Annotated in this window: 20 protein-coding genes, 1 tRNA gene and 1 pseudogene; 8 read left to right on the plus strand and 14 right to left on the minus strand. The window is 45.4% G+C overall.

The genetic code is table 11. The features are described 5' to 3' along the window. Positions 1-1,127, plus strand: a 1,127-nt coding sequence (locus tag IM462_RS10160) for an Ig-like domain-containing protein (RefSeq protein ID WP_287715154.1), incomplete at its 5' end; no start/stop codon positions are given. 112 nt (positions 1,128-1,239) lie between these two features. Continuing rightward, positions 1,240-1,620, plus strand: a pseudogene (locus IM462_RS10165) (IS1634 family transposase); the annotation flags it as partial. A gap of 350 nt (positions 1,621-1,970) precedes the next feature. On the opposite strand, the gene hpsU reads toward IM462_RS10165, so the two are convergent. The 3 genes from hpsU to IM462_RS10180 all read right to left on the minus strand — a co-directional run bounded on the left by hpsU (position 1,971) and on the right by IM462_RS10180 (position 4,333). Next, positions 1,971-2,561 (minus strand): hormogonium polysaccharide biosynthesis acetyltransferase HpsU, encoded by a 591-nt coding sequence (gene hpsU / locus IM462_RS10170; protein WP_287702422.1) that lies wholly within the window; start codon positions 2,559-2,561, stop codon positions 1,971-1,973. 5 nt (positions 2,562-2,566) lie between these two features. Continuing rightward, positions 2,567-3,517, minus strand: a complete 951-nt coding sequence (locus tag IM462_RS10175; RefSeq protein ID WP_287702424.1) for a glycosyltransferase family 2 protein — start codon at positions 3,515-3,517, stop codon at positions 2,567-2,569. A 150-nt stretch (positions 3,518-3,667) separates the two neighbouring features. Continuing rightward, the gene (locus tag IM462_RS10180) at positions 3,668-4,333 is read right to left on the minus strand and encodes an urease accessory protein UreF (protein WP_287702426.1); all 666 of its coding nucleotides are present in this window, start codon (positions 4,331-4,333) and stop codon (positions 3,668-3,670) included. Positions 4,334-4,467: 134 nt separating this feature from the next. Between IM462_RS10180 and IM462_RS10185 the strand changes: the two genes are divergently transcribed. Beyond that, positions 4,468-5,079: a DUF8692 domain-containing protein gene (locus IM462_RS10185; RefSeq protein ID WP_287702428.1), complete on the plus strand. Its 612-nt coding sequence runs from the start codon at positions 4,468-4,470 to the stop codon at positions 5,077-5,079. Position 5,080: 1 nt separating this feature from the next. Here IM462_RS10185 and IM462_RS10190 read toward each other — a convergent pair whose 3' ends face one another. Further along, on the minus strand, positions 5,081-5,584 hold the full coding sequence (locus IM462_RS10190; RefSeq protein ID WP_287702430.1) for a MogA/MoaB family molybdenum cofactor biosynthesis protein: 504 nt from the start codon (positions 5,582-5,584) through the stop codon (positions 5,081-5,083). A gap of 505 nt (positions 5,585-6,089) precedes the next feature. Here IM462_RS10190 and IM462_RS10195 point away from each other — a divergent pair. Then, positions 6,090-6,953, plus strand: coding sequence for a helix-turn-helix domain-containing protein (locus IM462_RS10195; RefSeq protein WP_287702432.1), 864 nt, complete (start codon positions 6,090-6,092; stop codon positions 6,951-6,953). Between the two features lie 54 nt (positions 6,954-7,007). Here IM462_RS10195 and IM462_RS10200 read toward each other — a convergent pair whose 3' ends face one another. The 7 genes from IM462_RS10200 to IM462_RS10230 form a co-directional block, all read right to left on the minus strand. Continuing rightward, positions 7,008-7,520 carry a dihem cytochrome c family protein gene (locus IM462_RS10200; RefSeq protein WP_287702434.1) on the minus strand — a complete coding sequence of 171 codons (513 nt, stop codon included), beginning with the start codon at positions 7,518-7,520 and terminating at the stop codon, positions 7,008-7,010. 661 nt (positions 7,521-8,181) lie between these two features. Beyond that, a complete protein-coding gene (locus IM462_RS10205; RefSeq protein WP_287702435.1) occupies positions 8,182-9,399 on the minus strand; it encodes an ATP phosphoribosyltransferase regulatory subunit in 1,218 nt (405 codons plus the stop codon). Positions 9,400-9,436: 37 nt separating this feature from the next. Then, the gene (locus IM462_RS10210) at positions 9,437-10,378 is read right to left on the minus strand and encodes a J domain-containing protein (protein ID WP_287702437.1); all 942 of its coding nucleotides are present in this window, start codon (positions 10,376-10,378) and stop codon (positions 9,437-9,439) included. 53 nt (positions 10,379-10,431) lie between these two features. Further along, positions 10,432-11,253: an inositol monophosphatase family protein gene (locus tag IM462_RS10215; RefSeq protein ID WP_287702439.1), complete on the minus strand. Its 822-nt coding sequence runs from the start codon at positions 11,251-11,253 to the stop codon at positions 10,432-10,434. A 14-nt stretch (positions 11,254-11,267) separates the two neighbouring features. After that, positions 11,268-11,636 carry a 2Fe-2S iron-sulfur cluster-binding protein gene (locus IM462_RS10220; protein ID WP_287702441.1) on the minus strand — a complete coding sequence of 123 codons (369 nt, stop codon included), beginning with the start codon at positions 11,634-11,636 and terminating at the stop codon, positions 11,268-11,270. 215 nt (positions 11,637-11,851) lie between these two features. After that, positions 11,852-12,079, minus strand: a complete 228-nt coding sequence (locus IM462_RS10225) for a hypothetical protein (protein ID WP_287702443.1) — start codon at positions 12,077-12,079, stop codon at positions 11,852-11,854. Between the two features lie 12 nt (positions 12,080-12,091). Continuing rightward, on the minus strand, positions 12,092-13,033 hold the full coding sequence (locus tag IM462_RS10230; RefSeq protein ID WP_287702445.1) for a homogentisate phytyltransferase: 942 nt from the start codon (positions 13,031-13,033) through the stop codon (positions 12,092-12,094). Between the two features lie 247 nt (positions 13,034-13,280). On the opposite strand from IM462_RS10230, the gene IM462_RS10235 reads away from it, so the two are divergent. Continuing rightward, positions 13,281-13,367, plus strand: a tRNA-Ser gene (locus tag IM462_RS10235). 145 nt (positions 13,368-13,512) lie between these two features. On the opposite strand, the gene IM462_RS10240 is transcribed toward IM462_RS10235, so the two are convergent. Next, positions 13,513-14,175, minus strand: coding sequence for a class I SAM-dependent methyltransferase (locus IM462_RS10240; protein WP_287702447.1), 663 nt, complete (start codon positions 14,173-14,175; stop codon positions 13,513-13,515). 105 nt (positions 14,176-14,280) lie between these two features. Here IM462_RS10240 and IM462_RS10245 point away from each other — a divergent pair, with 105 nt between their 5' ends. Next, positions 14,281-17,394, plus strand: a complete 3,114-nt coding sequence (locus tag IM462_RS10245) for a hybrid sensor histidine kinase/response regulator (RefSeq protein ID WP_287702449.1) — start codon at positions 14,281-14,283, stop codon at positions 17,392-17,394. Positions 17,395-17,584: 190 nt separating this feature from the next. On the opposite strand, the gene IM462_RS10250 is transcribed toward IM462_RS10245, so the two are convergent. Next, on the minus strand, positions 17,585-18,334 hold the full coding sequence (locus tag IM462_RS10250; protein ID WP_287702451.1) for a class I SAM-dependent methyltransferase: 750 nt from the start codon (positions 18,332-18,334) through the stop codon (positions 17,585-17,587). 79 nt (positions 18,335-18,413) lie between these two features. Next, on the minus strand, positions 18,414-18,902 hold the full coding sequence (locus IM462_RS10255) for a hypothetical protein (RefSeq protein WP_002733480.1): 489 nt from the start codon (positions 18,900-18,902) through the stop codon (positions 18,414-18,416). A gap of 191 nt (positions 18,903-19,093) precedes the next feature. Between IM462_RS10255 and uvrB the strand changes: the two genes are divergently transcribed. After that, positions 19,094-21,097: an excinuclease ABC subunit UvrB gene (gene uvrB, locus IM462_RS10260; RefSeq protein ID WP_287702453.1), complete on the plus strand. Its 2,004-nt coding sequence runs from the start codon at positions 19,094-19,096 to the stop codon at positions 21,095-21,097. Between the two features lie 4 nt (positions 21,098-21,101). Continuing rightward, positions 21,102-21,951, plus strand: an 850-nt coding sequence (locus IM462_RS10265) for a flagellar assembly protein H (protein ID WP_287715160.1), incomplete at its 3' end; no start/stop codon positions are given.

Raw genomic sequence — 21,951 nt, forward strand, 5'->3', positions numbered from 1 at the left:
ACGTCAGCGGTGGAACCCTGAGCGACTTCACCCAAGTGGATGGCAACAGCTATACGGCCATCTTCACGGCCGACGACGCGGTGGAAACCACCGGCTCGGTGTCCGTAGCAGCGGCCAGCTACAGCGACGTGGCCGGTAACACCGGTGGAGCCGGCTCGGATACGGTGACGATTGATACGCTCAATCCTACCGTGGGCATCAGCTTTGGCAGCTCACCGCTCACTGGCCAAAACTTTAGTACTACAGTTACCTTCCAGTTCAGCGAAGCCGTAAGCGGTTTCACCGCCAGCGACGTGACCCTGACCAAGGGGGTGCTGAGCAACTTCACTAGCGTTAACGGCGATACCTACACCGCCACCTTCACCGCTACTGACTTCCGGTCAGCAACGGGAACAGTGGCGGTGTCCAATGGCTATTTCGATACTCTTGGCAACCAGGGTGTTGCCAATTCCGCCACCATCGCCATGACTGTGGGTGGCGGTCCTGACCCGAATGATGGGCCGTCTGGAGGCAGTATTGTGATTGGCTCAGGTACAATTGGCGCGGATTCCATCACCGGATCAACTGGTAACGACAACCTTAGCGGCCTCGAAGGCAACGACACCATCAGCGGCGGCGACGGCAACGACATCATCGACGGCGGCAACGGCGCCGACACTATCAGGGGCGGCACCGGCAACGACACCATCAGCGGAATCGGCGGCTTTGATCTGATCTACGGCGGATCTGGCAATGATATCATCAATGGTGGTAATGGTAATGACACCATCGTCGGCGGGTTCGGCAACGATTCCCTCGCTGGTAGCGGCGGCAACGACACCTTCCAGTTCCTGAGCATTTACGGCGAGCAGGATGTGATTACCAATTTCAGTGCAATTTCCGGCGATACCGACACCATCGTGTTCGATATAACCGGTGCCAGCGCCTTCACAGCCTTGGGTAACGGGGCTTTGGGAACCACAACCTACACAGGTGCAATTGCTGGCGGTTACCTCACCTACAGCGGTGGGGTACTCTCCTACGATGCCGATGGCTCTGCGGGATCAACCTTCACTCCGTTGGCGATCGTCACGTTGACGGGATCTCCTGCTCTCAGTAACACCAACGTACTGTTCCAGAACCTCTAGCTCAAGCAGGCATTCCCCGCCTTATTTCTCCGGCCACTGCTGGCCATTATTGCGGGGAATGTTCTTAACTTCTTCTGCTCTGCACCTGCTGGTAATGATTTGGTAGTAAATGTTGATGGATGCAGCGACAAGGGTTAAAGCCTATAAAAGTTTATCTCAAGTGGAGGAGGCATTTCGCTGTTATAAGTCAATTGATTTAAGGGTACGTCCTATCTATCATTATCAGGGTGATAGAATCAAGGCTCATATCTTTTTGTGTATGTTGGCTTATTATGTGGAATGGCATTTAAAACAGTGCTTGGCTCCTTGGTTATTTGAGGATGAAGAAATTGATGATAGTTCTCTGAATCTGATTAAAGCTAGTCGCAGTGAATCCGCTCAATCTAAAGAGAGAAAAAAACGGAATCAAGACAACCTCCCTGTGCATAGTTTTCGGACTTTGTTGGAAGACCTGGGGACAATTTGCTTGCATACAGTAGAATGTACGATTAGATAAGGAAGTTATCGTTTTTCTAAGATATAGTCATTTCAGATAAGTCTGATACACTCTAGACCGACAAAACCCTTATGAACTCTGGGATTGATATTCTCAATCTTAATTGAAATGACTATAACTCGACCGACTGAACTGCAACAATCATGCGTTAGATTTATTAGGGGTTTCCCTAATTTGTACCCAGTAAAGGGGCGGCGGAAATTCTTTTAATCCCTCCTACAGCACAGGTTATGGCCTTTTGTCAACGGGGAAGTTCGGATATATCATTCCAGTCAGACCTTTCTAAAGTAAAGGGATTGGGGAAGATTTAGCTAATCTCAGGATAGACGGTTAAAATGCCTCTTAGCTTAACTGCTATAAGAATTCATCTTTCTATCGTATTGAGGACGACAGGGGCTGCCCCAAGCGACCTTTTGAGCGGGAATATCAGCAAATACGCTGCTTCTTGCCCCAATAACAACATTAGAGCCAATTTTTACCCCCGGAGCCAAAAAACAATCGGCCGCGATCCATGTACCATTACCGATGAGGATGGGAGTGGTTTTTAAGCCAAAAGAGCGATCGCCGGGATCGTGACTGCCAGTGCAAAGATAGCATTTTTGAGAAATCACACAATGACTGCCGATGGTAACGTTATCTAAGCTATAAATCACCACATCATCGCCGATCCAAGTATAATCGCTGATCGCCACTTTCCAAGGATAAGTAACCCTTGCCGTCGGGCGAATTTTCACCCCAAGGCCGATTTTAGCCCCAAATAGCCGCAAAACAGCGCAGCGAAAGCTGTCCATCTGGTGCAAACTGAGGGGGAAAAGAATCCCCTGTACTAACCACCAAAGTAGGATAATTGGATTAGAACGACCGCGATCGAACCAAGATTGATCGTAGGTACGCAGATCTAGCCACGCTTCCTCATCGGTGCGGATTTCTGGGGACATAAAACCTATTTAATCATTTCTGCGGGTTGAGGTTCCGAGGGTTTAATCGGAGGATTAGTATGGGTATTAACGTTTAATTTACCGCCAAATCTCCGTAATTCGTACAATTTAACCCCTATTTGGTATTCGTACTGACTCAAAAGACGACCGTAGATGTAACCAGCTTTGCCATCCAAGAAACCGAGACGGATAAAATAAAAGAGAATAAAGCGCAGTAGCGGTTTAAAGGGCAGTTTTACCCAAATTTTCTTTAAAAAACGTTTTCTCTGCACTGCATCACCGAACAGGTGCGCTCCGATCGTACCACTTTCGTCATTACCGGTGAGAATATTGTAATAAACCCGCGCTTCCCAGTTGGAATAACGATTATGTCTTTCTAACCAATGATAGATATCGCGGAAATCGATGTGCAGCATATCATTTTTGAGATAGCCCACCTTGCCATCGAGGATAACGTGTTCGTGAACTTCGTTATCTCCCGTGTTGGGGATATCTTCCGTGTTTAAATTCTCGTATCTACCCGACTTATGTTTAAATAAGCGCAGATTCCAGTCGGGATACTTGCCACCATAACGGATCCATTGTCCGAGGAAGAAGACACGACGATTGAGATAATAACCGTTATAGTTGGGATCTTGAATCACGGTGGCGATTTCGTCCCATAGTTCGGGGGTGATTCTCTCATCACAATCGACGATTAATACCCATTCGTTGCGAAAAGGCAGATTATCGAGGGACCAGTTTTTCTTTTTCGGCCAACGACCATTAAAATAAAATTGGACTACATTAGCCCCATAGTTGGTAGATAGTTCGATCGAGCGATCGCTACTTTGGGAATCGACGACAAACACTTCATCAGCCCTAGCAACACTCTCTAAACAGGCGGGAAGGTTAGATTCCTCGTTTTTGGCGGGAATCAACACCGAAACGGGAATTTTTTCTGATTGACTAAACATTGGTACACTGTGGCTAGGTAGAGTGTTCGCATCTTTCCTTAAAACCCTTAGTTACTCAGAAAGGGAGAACTAGGACTTAAGATTTTTTTTCAATCATACTATACCTTATCTGCTTTTTTCCGTCATTCTCCTGCTCTTCTCTCTAAATTTCTAACTGCGAAATAGACGACTATACTGGGTTTCGTGGTTCATACTGGCAAAACTTAGCCCCCAACTCCAACTGCTTAGGTTTTCATCGGCTAAACTGATAATATCTGCTGTTGCTGTTAATAAACTGGGCTGTAAACCGATCAGAAGCGCTTGTCCTAGGGTTTGTCCTAGAGGAATTAAACGCAATCCTGCATTGATTAAATTACTTGCCCAACTGTGTAAATAGCCTAAAACCGCCAATTCTTCCCCAATTTGCCAATGACTTGCCCCGATCGCAAAAGCGGTGGCATAATTAGCCTGTTCTGGTAGATTATCTCTGGCCGGTGCTAACTCCCGCAATAGGTTTAACAGCGATCGCCCCATTTGCCAGCTTTGTTGTCTTAATTCGGCCGTTTCCCGCGTTGCCGATAACCAATTGTCCCAATAATTAAGTTTTGTAAAATCTTCTTGACAAAAACAACGATATACCCTTAACAAAACAGCCGTTTCTAAGCGAATCGAGCCTTGACAAAGCGATCGCTGTAACCAATCATTTAAGCTGGCACTATTGGAGATAATCCCCTTTTCGACGAGGGTTTCTAGCCCTTCGGAATAACTATAGGCCCCCACGGGTAAAATGGGACTAGCCAATTGTAATAAACGCAAAAGTTCTTTTTGATCGAGCATAGAAAACCGAGAAAATTGTCCTTAACACAATCAGGGAAATGCTTGGCGCTTCGGTATGTAGATCGAGCCTGTAGAAAGCGGCACTCTGTGAATTATACCGTGGTTAATAGCCACAATTATAAACTACTATACTTATGTCCTCACGAGAACAGCATTTTCTAAAAATAAATCTTGTCGTTCTCCTCTTGATTTTAGCTTTGATTGCTGGGGTTGATCGGGCAGAATTACCCTCTAGTCTTTTGTTTTATCCTCCCGCTACTCCCCCAACTCCGATCGCCGGTTTATTAACCCATTCTTTTCAGTTTCTTTGTTGTTTACCTCCGATTGTTTGCCTTTTTAGTTATGATGTATTGTCCCGCAAGACAAGTTTCAATAATTCTTACAATTTTTTACTTTTTTCTGGTATAATAACGGGACTGATTGCCATCAATGAAATCTTCAGAGTTCATATCATTCTTCTCTATTTTAATATTCCCAAATTCTTGACTATCTCTGTTTACGGCCTGGCAATTCTGATTTATGGTTTAGCATTTTGGCGGCAAATAACACAAACTTCTTACCAAATTTTAATCATTGCTTTAGCACTTTTAACTTTTGCGATAACTATTGATCTTCTCCAGATTAAAAATCTAGGTTTTGCTAGTCTAAGTGAAGGAATTCCCAAACTGTTAAGCGCAGTGAATCTGGCTAGCTATTTTTGGGATGTATGTTTTCAAGAAATTTCCGCCCAGATTAAATCCCAATAAATTACCCATTTATCTGTTTAACCAGATGTGAGATTTCGGGAAGAATCAGTTTTTCTAGGGCTAATTTAACGGCATTAGTAGAACCGGGGAGAGAAAAGACTAACAAGTTTTGATAAACCCCAGCTATTGCCCTTGATGCCATGGCACGGGAGCCAATTTCTTGATAGCTGAGATAACGAAATAATTCGCCAAAACCGGGCAAAGTAATCCTTAATAAAGGTACTAAAGCATCGTATGTAGTGTCTCTGGGAGCAATACCCGTACCCCCATTGAGAATTAAGACTTTTATCTGATTTTGATTGCTAATTTCTGGTAAAATTGCTTGAATTTGTAAGGGTTCATCGGGGATAATTAAGTATAGGCCGATATCATGACCCGCTCGAGTTAGTAACTCTTGAATTATTTGGCCACTTCTATCCGTCTCTGGGGTACGAGTATCGCTCACCGTGACTACGGCACAGCTAAGGTGAAGGGGGGTGGTGTCGGGATGGGGAATAAAGGTCATAATTAGGGTTTGCGGCAAAAAGTTTGTTGGTGGGGGCAGGGTGTGGGCTTCGGCCGTGAGCTCAGCGTTCGACCGAGCTCACGCCGAGGTCCGAACGGGTGTGGGGTGTGGGGTGTGGGTTTTTACCGGTTTTGAGGTGGCCAATTACCTAATTTTCAGGGGAAAAGTACCTGAATTTCCCCCCCGACCACTCCCATATCCGGTACTTTTTGATTGACAAAAGGTCTAAAAGTCTTATCCAACAAGGTTTTAAGATTTATTCAGCAAGCCCTAATTAGCGATCAGATGAGAGTTCGAGAAAAACAAGCATTAAGAACAAATGTATGTATTATCTGGTCAGTGCAGTCACCCTAGAATAAAAAACTTAACTTTGGCAAGTATTGCCGATTTTTGCCAGTTTTTGGAACCTTTTCGCCAGTAATGGTGACAAGGTAAAAGGATCTTCTAGAGAACAGATTATCCCAAAATAACAAAATCGAGACTATCATCTAAGTTGGTATAGATTATGACTGGAATTATGAGTCAACTCAGTCCCCTACAAGCCGAACAAATCAAGGAAATCGGGACTTATTTACGTCAAAAACGAGAAGAAAGCGGCCTGAGCATAGACGATATCGCCGCCCTGACGATGATTAGATTGCCAATGCTAGAAGCGTTGGAAAGGGGGAATTGGGAGAAATTACCAGAATTAATTTATGTCAAGGGATTTATCAAACGCTACGGTGATGCTCTAAAAATTGATGGTAAAGCTTTAGCCGATCGCTTGTCTCCTAGTGCGGAACAATTAGCCCAAGAGGTAACTATCCCGAAAACACTGCCCACAAAAGTTACCCCTCTTCCCAAGGCTGAACCCGCTGCCCCAAAAGTGGAACGGGTGAAACCAGAAAAACCAGCCCCAGAAACTAGCCCCCAACCAACTAAATCAACCTTTTTCGGGATGTATCTCTGGCTAGGCTTGCTGGCGGGTATATTTTGTGGTATTGGCTATCTTTTCCTCCGTCCCCCTCTCTCTAACCCCCCTGCCGTTACTCCCTCTCCTTCCCCCGTGGGTTCCCTCGCACCGGTAGTCTCTCCTGCGCTGGTAGCCTCTCCTTCCCTTTCTCCTCAGCCAAAAGTTCCCCTCTCGGCCCGGGTAACTATTGAACAGGCCGCTTGGGTAAGGGTAATTGCCGATGGCAAAAAAGTCCATGAAGGCAATCTCCAACCCGGGACTAAACAAACTTGGACAGCCCAAAAGAGTTTAAATATTCGATCGGGCAATGCTGGTGCTGTTAAAATCTCTCTTAACGAAAACCCTGCCCAATTAATGGGTAAAGCTGGCCAAATCGGCGAAATCACCCTAACTGCACCTCCTCTCAGTGATCAGTAAACAGTAATCAGTGAACTAAAAACTCACATCTGAAAACTGAAAACTGACTCCTGATTAGGCTGCATCATCCCAGATGGGGGTAAGGGTTTTATAATCGTAGCGGGAAGCGTTGGGATGACAGGTAACACAGGTGGTGTGACCGAGAGGAGTGGGTAAATTGACCCTAGGATGCAAAACCTTTACATAGCTGGACTGTTCAATTAGGAGGGGAACAAAAGTAGTCTCCCTAAGAGGGCGGGAAGAATAACTGAGATAATCCCAGATAAGACGCTGAGTAATGCCAACAATTGGTTTTAAACGGATACCATAGTGAGAATTAGGATTTTCTAGGATTTTTTTCCAAGTTTGACTAGGTAGGATGCTGGGAGGAATAGCAATATGGCAAGTGGCACAATTTTCTAGATAGGTTTGCTGTCCAATTTGATAACGATTCAGCACTGTATCCGAGGAAGGCGATTGGGCGATCGCTGGTTGTTGAAGTAGCGAAGCCAGTAGAATACCCCCTAGAATACTGAGGAGAAAGAGGATCAGAAAAAAAATCGATTTCACTTGACCGCTGGAAGGCATGACTGGGATGACGAGTAATTGAACACAATTTTGACACTCTCGCCATCACAATGCCAAGCTGTGTGATGGGAGATTCTTGCTTCACAGAAACCTGCTTAAGGCAACTCAAAGTTTTCTGGGGCAATTGAAGACTCGTTCGTTTTTCGGTACATATGTTCTTGTCGAATAAGTGCAAGGGTATTTTAGCAATTTTAGCCGTTTTCTGTCCCTTTTTCTTGACTTTTTGGGAATTTAATATGGCTGTAATCTTTATATCATAAGTATTTCACAGTTATTCAGCAAACCCTATAGCAAAGAGCGGGGTGGTTAGGACAATCAATCGCTGAAACCCTTGACCGATAAGAGTTTGAAAATTGAAAGCGTCCTAACTAACTCGTTCTATGCCATATTTATAAAGTTTTTTGAACGGCTCTTCTGGTTTATGTGTGGGAACGAGGTCTATTCTCGCGAAACAGGTGCAAGATTTTGAGGGAATCGTGCTTCAAAACCTTGCGTCTTCATCGGCCCGCGTCCTGTAGGGGCGAAGCATTCGGATAAAAAATCTACGGTTTCACCGATAGGTTATTGCCCGAATGCTTCGCCCGTACTTTTTGCCGCAAGCCCTAGATAGAGTCCTATAGCAGCGGGCAGAAGGCAGTATTTTCGCCGCTTTTGCCCCCTTTTAGAGAGATTCTTCCCTCACGGAACCATCTTCTTGCACCCAGGCGAGATTTTTAATCATTCGATCGCGGGCATAGGTGCGAATTTGTGCCTCGCTGCGACCACCTAAATCGATCGCCACCCTCAGATTCGGATCACTGGTGCGAAGGGAGCGAGCCTTACTAAAAGTCGCTATCTGGGCGTTATTACCCAAAGGGATAAGCAACCAGTCGAGGGGTGGAGCTTGACTGGGTAAAGTCTGCCCTGATAATAGACTTTCGTGCAGTTCTTCGATATTTAGGGAAAAACCGATACCCGGAGCCGATTGGCCCTGGGGATGAAAAACGCCCAATAATTGATCATAGCGTCCGCCCTGGCCTAAAATACTGAGATTTTGCTGGTGATCACTAACCGCTTTAAAAACGATGCCGGTGTAGTAATCAAAGGTTTGAATCAGACTTAAATCGAGAATTAGGGGGAAAGGACTAGCGCGATCGGCATTAAGCAGCTCTACTAGGGATTTAAGGTTATTAACGGCTTTTTGGGCTGATTCTTCCTGGGCTAATACGGCCACTTGTGCGAGGACATCCTCAGGATTACCGCGCAGGTGAAATAATTGTCGGGCTTGCTGCCGGAGGGTTTCGTTGGGATAGGGAAGATTTTCGAGGCTAACGTAGTCGAGGAGGGCTAAACAGCGTTTCACCTGTTCGCGTAAGGGATCTGGAAAGGGAGAAAGTAGCGAACGAGTCAAACCCGCTTCTCCTAAAATAATCTGCCAGTTAGGGACGGCCAAACTATCGAAACAGTCAGCCAGGAGCAGTAAAATCTCGGCATCAGCTAGTAAACCGCCAGAAAAGAGCAATTCTACCCCTGCTTGATAGAATTCCACTTGACGACCGTGATAACTGGCGCTAGGGCGACGAAAAACGTTAGCCCGATAACAGAGACGTTGGGGATAGGACTCCCCACTCATGCGGGTGACGGCACTACGGGCAATGGAAGCGGTTAATTCAGGGCGTAATCCCGATAGTCCTTGACTATCCCCGTGGAGTTGGATCACGGTGCTGGGATCGATCGTACCGCCTGCGGTGAGGGTATCGAGCCATTCAATGGTGGAGGTGACGATCCTTTGATAGCCCCAACGCTGAAAGACAGACTGAAGGCGATCATTAATCCAGCCTTTTTGGGTAACTTCTAGGGGTAATAAATCCCTTGTCCCCGCCGGGGGTTGATGAATCATGGGAGTTTGCTAATCAAAATCGGTGGCACTGGTAGTCCTATTTATTCTTTTTACCACCAAATCGAGACCAAAAACCGCCCTTGCGCTCTCCTTCCTCTTTTTGTTCTTTCTGGTCTGGCATTTCAATCTTAGAATTAACTACTTTATCTAGTTCCCGTTTGCACCTAATCACCGTCGCATCTTGGGGGCTGGTTTTCCAGGCCCGGTTGATATGAACCCGGGCCATGGACAGTTGATTTTGTCGCAGGTAGGCTAAACCGATCAGGGCGTGACAGATGCCATTATCCGGTTCTTGCCGCAGGGCATCGCGCAATTCTCGCAAAGCTTGGGCGGGGTTATTTTCGTCAAGAGAGGCTTGGGCGCGGCGAATATAGCCTTCTAGGGGCGATTCTTTGCTTTTAGTCCGAGCTGACGTGGTGACAGCCGCGACCACTAACTCGGACTGGTTAGTATTGCCCTGGGAGATAAAGACTTTCGGGGTGGTTTTCCTGTTGCCCCGACCTTCGGTTAAGATCAGATAAACGAGATTGAGTTCACTGAGTTGGGCGATTTTTTGATAGGTATTTTCCAGAGCGGTATATTGATCGATCGCCAAAGATTGCAGGATTTTTTGATAGGCTAATTCGTAGTTAGCGCTAGATTGGGCTAGTTTTCTAGCTGGTTCGCTACTGATGGTGATTTTACTCAAATCTCTCCCCATTGCCTTGCCCATTTGTGCTAAAACAAGGCGAAATTCTTCGCGAGATAGGTCGTGGCCCAGATGTTCGTAGGCGGGGTTAACTAATTTTGAAAGTAACTGATTAGCCCGTTTCTTTTCATCGGTGGTGTAAGTGCGACAGGTATCAGGATGGAGTTTATAGGCGATTTTTAAGTAACGCTCGCGAATCTCCTCCTGTTCGGCATCGATCGAGACTCCTAAAATAGCGAAGTGATCGATTAAATCATATTGAAATAATCCCTGGGAAATTGGAAAAATCATAGAGAGTATCCTAACTTTAATCGAAATGATAATCGCAATAAATATTAAAAGAATTAAAACTGAAAGCTCCAAGAGGCCGCTTTTTGCAGAGCTTGGCTTAAGGGGGTGTGAATCTGTCCGTTAGTAGCCACGATTCGCCCCGTTTCTATCAAAAAAGGACTCTCATCGTAGGCGGTAATTTTACCCCCAGCTTCTTCGATCAGAATAACTCCTGCGGCCAGATCCCAGGGATTAATTCCTCGTTCCCAATAACCATCTAAGCGCCCACAGGCCACATCGGTTAAGTCTTTGGCAGCGGAACCGCTGCGGCGTACCCCTTGGGTCAGATGGGTGAGATAACAGAATTCGGCATAATTATTATCGGGGGTTTGACAGCGATCGTAGGCAAAACCCGTCACCAGTAAACTTTTTTCTAGTTCACCGGTCCGGGAGACATGGATAGGACGACGGTTCAGAGTGGACCCAAAACCCTGGGCTGCCCGAAATAGTTCCTTTCTAAAGGGGTTATAGATGACTCCCACTGCTGCTTTCCCTGCGATCAGTAGTCCGATGGAGACGACGGCTACGGGATAACCGTGGGCATAGTTGGTGGTTCCATCGAGAGGATCGATCGCCCAGAGATACTCGCTGTCCGTCCCTGGCCGTTTTCCCGATTCTTCCGCTAAAATCCCGTGTTTGGGAAAGTGACGGCCAATAATTTTGAGAATTTCTCTTTCTGCTCGACGATCTATTTCCGTCACTAAATCGCCCGATCGCCCTTTTTCTTCTATTGTCTCGATTTTGCCCCAATTATCGAGGATAATTGTTCCCGCCGCTAGGGCGGCTTCGGTGGCAATGTCTAGGTATTTTTCTAATTGGCTGCTGGTATCTAGCACGATTAATCCTGAATCTATTCTTCATCTAAGGGTAAACCAAAACGCACTTTCCCACGGGCAAAAAAGCGACCGAATTGCAGTTCATACACTTCATCTTCGTCTTGGGTGGCCACTTCCATATCGCTGCGGGCATAACTAACACAAAGTAAAGCATAACCTCTGGCTTTTAATTCCGGCGATAGTCCGATCGCTTCTGGTTGGTGGATATCTCCCGATAATACCCTGACCGCACAGCTGGTACAAGCTCCATTGCGACAGGAAAAGGGTAATTGATGACCCTGTTTTTCCAGACTGTGCAGTATATAGTTATCATCGGGAACGGTGGTGGTAATTTTTTCGCCCGTCTGACGATTGTTAACGGTGATTTGATAATATTTAGTCATAGTTTAGTTAGGCGGAAATTAAAGCTGTAATTCTAGATAGTTCGGAATTTAGCGGCTATTTTGATCAACCATCCTGATTATATCATCAATAATTGCTCAAATAGTCATCATCTTGACAATTATCCTTGGCAAATGTTAACTTTTCTTGGGTCACTTGCCAATTTTTATGGCTATTGAAAATTCATCTATTTTAATCTAACTGCACCGTCGATAATTTAGATTTCTTGGGAGCCAATTTGCATGATCGCATCTAATCCCTTGCCGATAATTTTAACTGCTGGGGGACGACTTTTCTGCACGGTCATCAGTAGAAAAAACTCCTCGCTACCCGTGGCTAAAATGCGCTCACCTGTATTAGTTTTCTCGACTTTTAAAGTCACGGGAGTGATAAAAGTTCCCTGCATATTTGCCCCATTTTGAGTGATAATAAAACTACCTAACAAAAGGAGATATTTTCATATTAAACAAGCTAGGGGAAATATCAGGTATTCTAGGAAGAATAATTTCCAAATAAATTGGTAAAATCCGCTGATTTCGCTTTTATCTTCTAAATTTACTCCGCGACTACGCCAGCAAAGAAGAACAAGTAGGAGCAGATGGGCGACAATGGCCAGAGGAGAATTAATTCCCCTTATCCCCAAGAGTCCGACGGCAATCATACCAGCATAACATAGAGAAATTGTCAATAGGGAAATTGTTAAGATTTTTTGAGGGCCGAGCAGCAGGGTAAAAGTGGTAATTTGGTAAATGCGATCGCCTTCTAGGTCAGGAACATCCTTGAAAATAGCGATCGCAACAGTGAAAACGAGAACAAAAGCTGTTAAAACCCAGATCGAGGGATAGATAGACTGATTTTGATTAATAACTGTGTTGTAGTGCAGAAAAAGACCTAAATTGACGATGACACCCCGGACGGTAAAAATACAGAGGGCTGCCCAGAGGGGAAAGCGTTTTAAACGCACTGGTGGCAAGGAATAGGCAGTACCGATGAGTAAACTAATCCCCACAGTGATTAACAGCCAAAAACCACCGATAAAAGCCAGTATAATTGCTAAAATACCAGTAAACCCCACGATCAACTGTCCTGTTAACCGAGAAAATTCGCCCTTGGCGAGGGGAAGCTGGGGTTTATTGATTTTATCGATGTCGATGTCTTCCAACTGATTTAAACCGACGATATAGATATTACCCGCGAGACAAGCGACCCAAGTGAGCAATAAAACCGACCAATGGCTAAAAAAATCGCTAATATTGCCCAAAGCAATTAAATACAGACTTAAAACACTCAAAGAAGTGCCGATAATCGTATGGGGACGGGAAAATTTCCAGAGACTCCCTAACCGGTCAAGAAAGTTAGGCTGGGGATGGTTAACTGGAAGAAAAGGAGCTTGATTCATCAGACCTCTTGCTAAAAATCAAAAATTGTCGTGGTTGGTGAGGGGTCGGTCGTCAGTAGTCGGTCGTCAGGAGAATTGGGAATGAATAATAATCAATTAAATGGTCTATTTACCGATTTTATGCCACTTAATCCTTATTTTTGACGTTTTTAAACCCTCAAAAATCAATTATGCCAGAGGTCTATCAAAAAAAATCAATCCTAGGACAAGTAATCTGTTAAAATGATAATCCAGACTCAAACCCTGTGGAGAGGTGGCAGAGTGGTTGAATGCGGCAGACTCGAAATCTGCTTTAGGGTCACACCTAACGTGGGTTCAAATCCCACCCTCTCCGTTGAACTGATAACTTAGTGCTGTCGTTAACGGTCTTAAGAGATATAGCGTTACTGTGGGTAGTTTCCGACTGGTGACTAGATTTAGACAACAAAAATCGACCCTGATTGTGAAGAGCAAAAGCCTTTCTAATCTCCTTAACTTCTTCACTTTTTCATGGCTAGGGTCAAACCATCCCCAATAGGAATAATACTGATATTGACCCGTTCATCCTGCTGAATTTTGGCATTAAGGGAACGGATAATTGTGGTGCGATTATCGGTGCTATCGGCTGCCGCTACCCGTCCCGACCAAAAGACATTATCGATAGCGATAATTCCGCCGCTTCTGACCAATTGTAACGCCCGTTCGTAGTAGCGCTCATAATTACTTTTATCGGCATCGATAAAGACAAAATCAAAACTATTACTTTCTCCCCCAGCGATTAATTGATCTAAAGTCTCCAGGGCTGGGGCAATTCTTAAATCGATTTTATCGGCGACACCGGCCCGCTGCCAATAACGGCGGGCTATACTGGTGTATTCTTCGCTTAGATCACAGGCGATCAGCTGGCCTTGGGGGGGTAAAGCTAAGGCCACCACTAGCGCACTATAACCGGTAAAAACCCCTATTTCTAGGGTTTTTCTCGCCCCGATCGCCTGTACCAAAAAAGCCATAAACTGACCTTGTTCGGGGGCAATCTGCATGACTGCCAGGGGTTGAGAGGCAGTTTCTTGACGTAATTGAGCTAAAATCGGGATTTCTCGCAGACAGATAGATTGATAATAGGGATAAAATTGTCGATCGAGTCCAAGAGTTTGATTGGCCATAAAAAAATTCCTAGTGGATGGAGTTATCGGGTAAAATTCTCGGTAATCTGAAGTAAAGAGAGCGTATTGGTTGACCAAAAAGGAAGACTTGGCAGGAAGCAAATCATGATGAAACCCGACTCGGATCATTTCTTTAACGAAGATCTCGAACAGTTGTTAGAGAGTTTAGAAGACAAAGACACCGACGGTGACGAGAACCTAGACGAACTCAGCTTTTTATTTGAGCAGAGTTCCCCTCCAGCGACGAGGTATGGGGCTTCTCTTGACCAAACCCTGTCTTTCTTGCCCTTAGAACAGGAATTAGAGCAACTTTTTGGCGATAGCATCAATTGGGAAGAAGCCGCCACTAATGATCTTCATTCTACCCGTGGGACCGCTCCCAAGTCAGAACCAGAAGATTGGGATGAGCTAGAATCGCTGCTGTTAGAAAATGCAGCGATCCCAGACTCAGAAGCAATTATAACCATCAGCAACCCAAATTTTTACGACAGCCTCGAAGACTTAGAAGCTTTTCTGGAAAAACCCACTCCACCGGCGCAATCGCCACTGCCAGACATCTTTGAATCCCTAGAGGTCATCCTCTGGGAATCCACAGCAGCGGACCCGGTGGCGGCGGCGGAACCTGTCCAATGGTTAGAATCACCAGAAATTGCCTCAGAAAGCTCCCCAGAGGATGAATTCAAGGATTTAGAAAAACTCCTCGAAGAAACCAATCAGGTGGTGGCAGCGACTCCGGCCCCCAGTGTCAGTCCACCGGTTGGGTTAAATAACCCGCGTCCCCTTGTTGGTAAAGCTTTTGAACAGACGACGCGGGTGCCGATCAAACAATTGGACAACCTCAGCAATCTGATCGGGGAACTGGTGGTTAAACGCAATCGCCTTGAACAGGATCAGGATCGCCTGCGTCTCTTTTTAGATAATTTGCTGAACCAAGTCCAAAATCTCAGCGATGTGGGCAGTCGGATGCAGGATCTCTATGAAAGAAGCCTCCTAGAAGGGGCTTTACTGGCTAGTCGCAACTACGGTGGTGCCATCGGTTACGGTAGAGTTAAGGGAAAAAATCAGGGCAATTCGACTATGACTGGGGAACTAGATGCCCTAGAGATCGACCGTTTTACCGATTTCCACTTATTATCCCAAGAGATGATCGAATTGATCGTGCGAGTGCGAGAATCGGCCTCTGATATTCAATTTGTCGTCGATGAAACCGATCAGGTGACGCGCAGTCTGCGACAGGCTACCACTCAACTACAGGAAGGGATGACCAAATCGCGCATGGTTCCCTTTAGTCAAACTGCCGATCATCTACCCCGGGCAATTCACGATATTTCCCTGAAACTGCAAAAACAAGCCAAATTAAAAGTGGAAGGGGGGGATGTTCTCATCGATCAGATGATCCTCGAAAATCTCAATAGTCCCATGATCCATCTGGTCAACAATGCGATCACCCACGGCATTGAATCACCCCAAGAACGCACGGCCAAAGGCAAACCCGCCCTCGGTAAGATCTCTGTCCGGGCATTCCTACAGGGAAATCAAACCGTGATCACCGTTAGTGATGATGGGGCCGGTATTGATGCTAATCTGGTTAAACTTAAGGCGATCGAAAAAGGCCTGATCAGCGATCGGGAAGCTCAAAACCTCAGTCCCCAAGAAGTCTATGAAATTCTTTTTCGTCCCGGTTTTAGTACCAAAGATCAGGCCGATGATTTTTCCGGTCGTGGGGTGGGTTTAGATGTGGTGCGGACCAGTTTAATCGATGTGCGCGGGACCGTTACTATTGACTCGGTACTGGGCAAAGGAAGCACTTTTACCCTCCGTTTACCCCTAACCCTGAGTATCTGTAAGGCCCTCTGTTGTGTTAGTAATCATGCTCGCATCGGTTTCTCCATGGACGGAGTGGAAGATATGAAGGATTTCCGGGCCAGCGATATCCAAATAGATGGGGAGGGACGGCGCTGCGTTTTCTGGCAAAACACTTTACTACCTTTCCAACCCCTGAGCGATTTGCTTTCCTACAATCGGCAACTTAATCGCGGTAGTTTTTACACTGGCAAGCCGGAGGAAGACTCTTTTTCGATCGTGATCCTGCGCGGTGGTAATCATCTCCTCGCGGTACAGGTGGATCAAGTGATTGGTGAACTGGAAATCGTCATCAAACAGATCGAAGGACCGATTCCGAAAACGGCTGGGATTGCTGGGGCGACGGTTTTAGGGGATGGTACGGTGATGCCCGTCGGCGATGTGTTAGAGTTAATCGACATCGCCAGGGGTCGTCTGCGTATCGATAACGCTGGTCTTTGGCGCCAATCTGTACCGCCTGTAGATGTGGAAACTAGCCAAAAATCCGAGGCTATGGTTCTGATTGTCGATGATTCGATTACTGTTCGGGAATTGCTCTCTTTAAGCTTTAGTAAAGCTGGTTATCGTGTGGAACAGGCCCGGGATGGTCAAGAAGCTTGGGAAAAATTACGCGGTGGTTTGCCCTGTGATATCGTTTTCTGCGATATCGAAATGCCCCGCATGAATGGCCTGGAATTACTGTCTAATTTGCAAAAAGACCCCCGATTAGCGGCGATTCCCGTGGCTTTGTTGACTTCCCGCGGATCTGAACGTCATCGTCAGGTGGCGGCGAAATTAGGGGCTAGTGGTTATTTTACCAAGCCCTACACGGAAAGAGATTTACTCTCGGCAGCTGAAAGAATGATTGCAGGGGAAGTATTACTAGCTAATAGTATTAAAGCGACTCCTAATCAGCTTTCATCCTCCGATACAACGATTATTGATAGTAATCCCGCTCATTTGTTGGCACAATCGAGTCCTCTCGTCTTGATTGTTGATGATTCGTTAATAGTGCGGGAAATGTTAATGATTTCTTTGGTTAAAGCTGGTTATCGCATTGAACAGGCCCAGGACGGTTTAGAAGCATGGGAAAAATTACAGGCCGGATTAGCTTGTGATCTGATTCTCTGCGATATCGAAATGCCTCGCCTGAATGGGTTAGAATTGCTCTCTCGTCTGCAAGAGGATGAACAACTTCAGGGGATACCAGTGGCGATGATTACCTCGCGCGGGACGCAAAAAATGCAGCATCTCGTCGCTGCTAAAGGAGCAAAAGGTTATTTTGTCAAGCCCTGGATTGAGGATGTTTTACTGTCAGCAGCCCAACGTTTAATCGCTGGTGAGGTATTAATCCAGAAAGAAAATTCCGTGGATTAGCTGAGGTTAAGTAGCTGGTTATAATTAAATTAAAAATGGATTTTAGGTTCGATCCCCCCTGCCCCCCTTGATAAGGGGGGTGCCGATAGGCGGGGGGATCCCCCTTAATAAGGGGGTTGCCGATCCCCCCTTAGTCCCCCCTTAATAAGGGGGGCATCTGATAGTTTTTAACGCCTACCTACTTAACTCGCTAATTTGAATTTGTTTTCTGAAAAATCATTAAATGTTGTTGGGGCAAAGTCTCGATGATTTCTTCCGGCACTAAACCGACAGCGGCCATTTCTTTTTCTACCTGTCTGCGGGTCATTTTATGAAGGGCCTTGATGGGAATCAGAGGGTTTTCACGACGGTATTCTGCTAATACCACCCTACCATCGGGTTTTAGGGATTTGACCAGATTTTCCATCATCTCGCGGGGACAGGAAAACTCGTGATAAGCATCCACCATTAAAGCTAAATCGATCACATTTATAGGCAATTTAGGATCGGTTTCTGTGGCGAGAATTGTGGTGACATTCTTAACTTGATTTTCCTCGGCTAAAAAATCAATTGCCCCTAACATTTCCGGTTGCACATCGACAGCGAAAACTTGTGCTACTAAATTCGCCATAGGAAAACTAAAATAACCTGTCCCCGCGCCGATATCTGCCACTAGGTCTGTGGGTTTTAGATGTAGTGCGGTGATCAGATCATCGGGTTTTTCCGTGAAACGGCGACTAGGACGTTCTAACCATAACATTTCTTGGTGTCCCATGACTTTAGCGATTTCCCGTCCTAGATAAAATTTACCGATACCATCGCGACTATGAAGCGATCGAATCTGATAATATTCCTCTGGTGCTAAAACTGAAGTATCGTAGGTAAGATTTAATAATCCGAAACCGCAAAAAACCACTATTAGAAACGAGACAATTAAGAAAAATTTTTGCTTAAACAGCATCGGGATTAAAAACGGTGGGCTAAAAAAATAAATTCCCCGTCCGGGACAGGGAAAAAATCTATATTGATCAACAAAACAATTAATCCAAAAATCCCATTAAAGTTTCGGGATCATCGATTTCATTGGAAGCAACGGGACGATTACCCATGACTGTATAAGTTTCGCTAATGTGCAGATGACTGAGAGCGATCGGACGATTGCCAGAGATCGCCAGAGTGCTGCTAACTTCCATACCACTAGAGCCGACAGGACGCAATCCACCGACGGAAGAATAGGTACTAACCACTTTCAGATGGCTAACTTCTACGGGACGGCCCCCAGGTAACATTTCATCTTCCGTGAAGTGAAGATGGCTAGTACCAACAGGACGATTTTCGGGTAAGCGATGTTCGGGTTGATAGAATTTTAAGGCTTTGGAAGCCGATTCAGCGTTGTTTTTCACCGAAAGGGCGACCACTTCTTTATCTTTGGCGGTTTTAGCCGTAGTAGCTTTACCGCGTGTGCTGGTCTTTTCTTCTGTGGTTGCTGGGGTTTGAGTCCCGTTCGTTTCTAGATTTTCCACCGTCATAACCTGATACTCCTTTCCGTTAATAGCTTCGGGGAAACGATAAGATTTAAGTTTAGGGTATTCTCGAAGACTTTTAATCTTTTTTTAAAATCCTCTCTAATATTAAGATACATCTTTCTTTCCCAAAACCCTATAAGTGTTGGTAATTTGATTGATAATTTATTTTGCCTGTTCTCTACACCCAGCCGCTAATGACCGCTTTTCAACTACAAGCACCCTTTCAACCCACTGGGGATCAACCGGCAGCGATCGATCAATTGGTAGATTCCCTGCAAAACCGGCAGCGTTTCCAAACCCTCTTGGGGGCAACCGGCACCGGCAAAACCTTCACCATTGCCGCTGTGATCGAGAAAATCGGCAGGCCTACCCTCGTCCTGGCCCATAATAAGACCCTGGCGGCCCAATTATGCAACGAATTGCGGCAATTTTTCCCCAATAACGCCGTGGAATACTTTATCAGCTATTACGACTACTATCAACCGGAGGCTTATATTCCCGTCAGCGATACCTACATCGAAAAGAGTTCTTCGATTAATGATGAGATCGATATGCTGCGCCATTCGGCCACGCGATCGCTGTTTGAACGCAGGGATGTGATCGTCGTCGCTTCCATTAGTTGTATTTATGGTTTGGGAATGCCGGCGGAATACCTGAAAGCGGCGATTTCCTTAACAGTTGGTCAAGAGTTCGACCAAAGGCAATTATTACGGGCCTTGGTGTCAGTGCAGTACAATCGCAATGATTTGGAGTTAACTCGCGGTCGTTTTCGTCTCAAGGGCGATATTTTGGAAATTGTCCCCGCTTACGAGGATCGGGTGATTAAAATTGATTTTTTTGGCGATGAGATTGAAAGTATTCGTTATCTCGATCCCCTGACGGGGGAAGTTTTGCAAAAATTAGAGCGAATTAGTATTTATCCGGCCCGTCACTTTGTTACCCCGGAGGAGCGTTTAGAGGTGGCTTGTCGGGATATTAAAACCGAGTTAGATAACCGTTTATTGGAGTTAGAAAAAGCGGGCAAATTACTGGAAGCGCAACGTTTGGATCAGCGGACTCGTTATGATTTAGAAATGTTGCAGGAAGTGGGTTATTGTAATGGCGTAGAAAATTATTCGCGGCATTTAGCGGGTAGATTAGCGGGGGAACCGCCGGAATGTTTGGTGGATTATTTTCCCCAAGATTGGTTATTAGTTGTGGATGAATCTCATGTTAGTGTGCCGCAAATTCGCGGGATGTATAATGGCGATCAATCACGAAAAAAAGTTTTGATCGATCACGGGTTTCGTTTACCCAGTGCTGCGGATAATCGTCCTTTGAAGTCGGAAGAATTTTGGCATAAAGTTAATCAGTGTATTTTTGTTTCGGCCACTCCGGGAGATTGGGAATTAGCCCAGTCAGAAAATCGCATTGTCGAACAAATTATCCGACCGACGGGAGTTTTAGACCCGGAGATTTTTGTGCGACCAACCGAGGGACAAGTGGATGATTTATTAGGGGAAATTAAGGAGCGAGTGCGGTTAAATGAACGGGTTTTGATTACCACTTTAACTAAACGCATGGCGGAAGATTTAACCGAATACTTACAAGAAAGGGGAATTAAAGTTAGATATCTACATTCAGAAATTCAATCAATTCAACGGATTGAAATTATTCAAGACCTGCGAGAAGGGGTCTTTGACGTGCTGATCGGGGTGAATTTGCTTCGCGAGGGGTTAGACCTGCCGGAAGTGTCTTTAGTGGCGATTTTAGACGCAGATAAGGAAGGATTTTTAAGGGCTACCCGCTCTTTAATTCAAACTATCGGCCGGGCTGCTCGTCATATTCGCGGTCAGGCAATTCTTTACGGAGATAATCTCACTGATAGTATGATTAATGCGATCGAAGAAACCAAGAGACGGCGAGCTATTCAAGAGGAATATAACCAAAAACATGGGATTATTCCGCAACCGATTGTTAAAAGGTCGAGTAATTCAATTTTGGCTTTTCTGGATATTTCCCGTCGCCTAAATTCTCAACAATTAGAGCAGGTTTGTGAGAATATAGAAGAACTTTCTTTAGAACAAATTCCCGAATTAATTCAACAACTAGAAGCGCAAATGAAAGAAGCGGCGAAAAATCTAGAATTCGAGTCAGCAGCTAAATATCGCGATCAGATTAAGCAATTGCGAGATAAGTTATTAAATCATCTTAGATAAACCTATGACTAGATTTATTCATGACCAGTTTGCCAAAGATTATCTCGAAGAATTATTATCTTCTCTGGGAGAGGTAAAATCGGCACGGGTTGTACGCGGAGAAGTACGAGAAATCGATGTCTGGTTTTCACCCCAGATTCTCGATAATAATCCTAGAGAGCTGCTGGGATTACTGGGAAAAATGGCGATTAATCCCTGTTTATTTGAACCCTTTCGCAATCCTGTCACCCCTACAGAAATTAGAACTTGTCTGTTAAAATTGTTGCAAGTGGAAGGGGAAATTAATCGTCAAGCAAATCGTCAGAAAACGAATGTTAACGATGGGGAAATCCCCCGTCTCTGGATTTTGACTCCCACCGCTTCCGCGCAACTGTTAGGAGGATTCGGAGCTAAATTAGATGAGGAGAATTGGGGGGAGGGTATCTATTTTTTAGCTCCCTCTTTACGCACGGCAATCACCGTTATCCATCAATTACCCCCAACAGAAGCAACTCTCTGGTTAAGAATTTTAGGCCGGGGAAAAGTACAAGCAAGGGCGATCGATGAGCTAGAATCGTTACCAGAGGATCATCCTTTTCGGGTAAATGCTCTAGAATTATTATTAAACTTGAGAACCTCTTTAACTAACGATCAAGAGCTTGAACAGGAGGACAGAGAGTTAATTATGAGATTATCACCTTTATACACTTCCCGTCTTCAGGAAGAACTAGATGCTGGCCGTCAACAGGGTCTTCAACAGGGTCTTCAACAGGGTCTTCAACAGGGTCTTCAACAGGGTCTTCAACAGGGTCTTCAACAGGGTCTTCAACAGGGTCTTCAACAGGGTCTTCAACAGGGTCTTCAACAGGGTCTTC

It is taken from the genome of Microcystis sp. M144S2, from assembly GCF_020246065.1.
In the GTDB taxonomy this organism is placed as follows: Bacteria; Cyanobacteriota; Cyanobacteriia; order Cyanobacteriales; family Microcystaceae; genus Microcystis; species Microcystis ichthyoblabe_A.

What these genes read in the sequence shown, in the direction of transcription:
- IM462_RS10190 (WP_287702430.1), bottom strand. Translation starts at nt 5,584, where the DNA reads ATGACCTTTATTCCCCATCCCGACACCACCCCCCTTCACCTTAGCTGT.
- IM462_RS10200 (WP_287702434.1), bottom strand. Translation starts at nt 7,520, where the DNA reads ATGCCTTCCAGCGGTCAAGTGAAATCGATTTTTTTTCTGATCCTCTTT.
- uvrB (WP_287702453.1), top strand. Translation starts at nt 19,094, where the DNA reads ATGACCGCTTTTCAACTACAAGCACCCTTTCAACCCACTGGGGATCAA.
- IM462_RS10205 (WP_287702435.1), bottom strand. Translation starts at nt 9,399, where the DNA reads ATGATTCATCAACCCCCGGCGGGGACAAGGGATTTATTACCCCTAGAA.
- hpsU (WP_287702422.1), bottom strand. Translation starts at nt 2,561, where the DNA reads ATGTCCCCAGAAATCCGCACCGATGAGGAAGCGTGGCTAGATCTGCGT.
- IM462_RS10230 (WP_287702445.1), bottom strand. Translation starts at nt 13,033, where the DNA reads ATGAATCAAGCTCCTTTTCTTCCAGTTAACCATCCCCAGCCTAACTTT.
- IM462_RS10185 (WP_287702428.1), top strand. Translation starts at nt 4,468, where the DNA reads ATGTCCTCACGAGAACAGCATTTTCTAAAAATAAATCTTGTCGTTCTC.
- IM462_RS10175 (WP_287702424.1), bottom strand. Translation starts at nt 3,517, where the DNA reads ATGTTTAGTCAATCAGAAAAAATTCCCGTTTCGGTGTTGATTCCCGCC.
- IM462_RS10250 (WP_287702451.1), bottom strand. Translation starts at nt 18,334, where the DNA reads ATGCTGTTTAAGCAAAAATTTTTCTTAATTGTCTCGTTTCTAATAGTG.
- IM462_RS10245 (WP_287702449.1), top strand. Translation starts at nt 14,281, where the DNA reads ATGATGAAACCCGACTCGGATCATTTCTTTAACGAAGATCTCGAACAG.
- IM462_RS10210 (WP_287702437.1), bottom strand. Translation starts at nt 10,378, where the DNA reads ATGATTTTTCCAATTTCCCAGGGATTATTTCAATATGATTTAATCGAT.
- IM462_RS10255 (WP_002733480.1), bottom strand. Translation starts at nt 18,902, where the DNA reads ATGACGGTGGAAAATCTAGAAACGAACGGGACTCAAACCCCAGCAACC.
- IM462_RS10220 (WP_287702441.1), bottom strand. Translation starts at nt 11,636, where the DNA reads ATGACTAAATATTATCAAATCACCGTTAACAATCGTCAGACGGGCGAA.
- IM462_RS10195 (WP_287702432.1), top strand. Translation starts at nt 6,090, where the DNA reads ATGACTGGAATTATGAGTCAACTCAGTCCCCTACAAGCCGAACAAATC.
- IM462_RS10180 (WP_287702426.1), bottom strand. Translation starts at nt 4,333, where the DNA reads ATGCTCGATCAAAAAGAACTTTTGCGTTTATTACAATTGGCTAGTCCC.
- IM462_RS10240 (WP_287702447.1), bottom strand. Translation starts at nt 14,175, where the DNA reads ATGGCCAATCAAACTCTTGGACTCGATCGACAATTTTATCCCTATTAT.